Origin of the sequence: Bradyrhizobium sp. LB14.3 (assembly GCF_040547985.1) — a bacterium.
Classification (GTDB): Bacteria; Pseudomonadota; Alphaproteobacteria; order Rhizobiales; family Xanthobacteraceae; genus Bradyrhizobium.
Genome location: NZ_JBEPQT010000081.1, coordinates 1 through 2,225 on the forward strand (window position 1 = coordinate 1; position 2,225 = coordinate 2,225).

Genomic DNA, 2,225 nt, shown 5'->3' on the forward strand with positions numbered 1-2,225 from the left:
ACGCTGTCTTCAGACCCCACCTCACGATGACGCCCTTGCGCTTCGCTAATCCTTCGCCGCCATCAGGCTGGATAGAGGACTTCCACCTCCAAGCTCTCGTCCATACTCGGCACACAACAGAAACGGCCGCCCACGAGGCGGCCGTTTTAGTTTCGAGCGCGATGCGTCTACATCACCACGACCCGGGTGCCGACATTGACGCGGCCGTAGAGGTCGATGACGTCCTCGTTGCGCATGCGGATGCAGCCGGAAGAGACGTTGGTGCCGATGGTCCAGGGCTCGTTGGAGCCGTGGATACGGTAGAGCGTGGAGCCGAGATACATCGCGCGGGCGCCGAGTGGATTTTCCGGGCCGCCTTCCATGTGCCTGGGCAGGTCGGGGCGACGAGCGATCATTTCCGCCGGCGGCGTCCAGGCCGGCCATTCGCGCTTGGCCGTGATCGACTTCACACCGGACCAGGTGAAGCCGGGACGTCCGACGCCAATGCCGTAGCGCATGGCCTTGCCGTTGCCCTCGACGAGATAGAGGAACTTGTTCGGCGTATCGACCACCAGGGTGCCGACACTTTCGTTGCCGCTATAGTCAACAAGTTGCTTCTCGAATCTCGGATCGAACTGACGCTGCCGCGGATCGACCGCCTCCGGCTGCACGCCAGCGCCTTGCATCTGCGGCTCGCCCATCGGCGGCAGGCGGCGCTGGTCGTAATAGCCCGGCTGCTGCTGATACATCGGCTGCTGCGGAGCATAGGCCGGACCGCGGCCGGGCCCCTCACCGAACATGAACTCGATGAAGCCGCCGCCCATGTTCGCGTTGGAGGCGACGCGCACCGGCGCCGGCGGCACCTGCGGCTGGTAAAGTACCGCAGGCGGATCGTTCGGCACGCTATTGTCGAAGGCGCTGGCGCTGTTGGCGCCGGCCATGAAGGTGCAAGCGCTGCCGAGCAGCGCGACAGACATTTTTTTGAACATCGACGTACTCTGTACTGTTTCGTCTAGTTACATTCGCCGTCGAACGCATCTGGCTGATCCGCGCCCTCGACGTGGTCAATAAAGAGCAAAAGCCGTTTCGTTTGGTAAACGGAGCCGGCGTTTCGATTCACCACGTCGCGAGCGGCGGGGCAATTTGGCGATCAGCGTTTATTTTCGGTGAACGGCGCGCACGGATGGTTAATTGCAGGTTTTCACGCCGTCGCACGCGACCGCACGACAGTTCCGGCTGTGAACTTCGTGTTAAATCGCTTCTGCCTAAAACGACGCGTGAGTGAGGTGGGGGGAGTTCTTGATGGCTATTCACCGCAAACGTTTTCGTGTCGAAGAGGCTGTTGTCGGCGAGATGCCAAGCCCCGAAATGATTGAGGAGGCTCCGCCGATGCATAGCGAGATCATGTCCGAGTTGCGTGCGATCCGTGCACAGATGGCGAAGGGCACTCCGCCCTTGTCCGGCAGCGCGGCCATGGCGGCGATCGACGCCTCCACCGCTCACGAGCTCTCCGAAGCTCGTACCATGCTCGATACTTACCGGGCGCAGATCGAGCAGTGCGAGAAGCTGAAGGTCGAGCTCGACCTCATCCACGACGCCATCGACCGTACCAAGCGCGAGATCGCGACGCTGCACGGCAAGAGCTTCGACGGCGGCGAAATGGCCAAGGTCAATGGCGAGCTCGGCGCGGTCGTCGGCGGCACCGAACAGGCGACCCAGCAGATCCTCGAAGCCGCCGAGTCGATCGACCAAGCGGCCAGCGCGATGTCCAAGGTGCAATCGGCCGATCAGCAGAAACGGCTCGCCGACGACATCCAGGAACGCGTCATCTCGATCTTCGAAGCCTGTAACTTCCAGGACCTGACCGGCCAGCGCATCAGCAAGGTCATGAGCACGATGAAGTTCATCGAGCAGCACATCAACTCCATGATGGAGATCTGGGGCGGCGTCGACGCGATCAAGTCCCACGTGCCCGCGCCGGCCGCCGACACCCGCAGCGAGGACGAAAAACTCCTCAACGGCCCGAAGCTCGCCGGCGACGTCGGCCACGCCTCGCAGGACGACATCGACGCGCTGTTCGACTAAGCAGACGCGACACTCTGAAAAACAAAACGCCGGCGCAAGCCGGCGTTTTTTTCGTCATTGCGAGCGAAGCGAAGATTCCATGGGGAGTGGATAGCGACCAGGTCTGAGGCCAGACTGAGGTTGCTGAATCACTCAACCTGGAGACAATGATGTTGCTCAAT

The 2,225-nt window shown here is 61.8% G+C and carries 2 protein-coding genes; one reads left to right on the top strand and one right to left on the bottom strand.

Features of this window, described 5'->3' with window-relative positions:
* Positions 1-167: 167 nt before the first annotated feature.
* Positions 168-968 (bottom strand): L,D-transpeptidase, encoded by an 801-nt coding sequence (locus ABIB00_RS38875; RefSeq protein WP_354107995.1) that lies wholly within the window; start codon positions 966-968, stop codon positions 168-170.
* A gap of 313 nt (positions 969-1,281) precedes the next feature.
* Here ABIB00_RS38875 and ABIB00_RS38880 point away from each other — a divergent pair, with 313 nt between their 5' ends.
* On the top strand, positions 1,282-2,064 hold the full coding sequence (locus ABIB00_RS38880) for a protein phosphatase CheZ (RefSeq protein WP_247343631.1): 783 nt from the start codon (positions 1,282-1,284) through the stop codon (positions 2,062-2,064).
* The last annotated feature ends 161 nt before the right edge of the window (positions 2,065-2,225 follow it).

Bases quoted from the DNA above. Each gene is read 5' to 3' on its own strand.
- ABIB00_RS38880 (WP_247343631.1), top strand. From the start codon at position 1,282: ATGGCTATTCACCGCAAACGTTTTCGTGTCGAAGAGGCTGTTGTCGGC.
- ABIB00_RS38875 (WP_354107995.1), bottom strand. From the start codon at position 968: ATGTTCAAAAAAATGTCTGTCGCGCTGCTCGGCAGCGCTTGCACCTTC.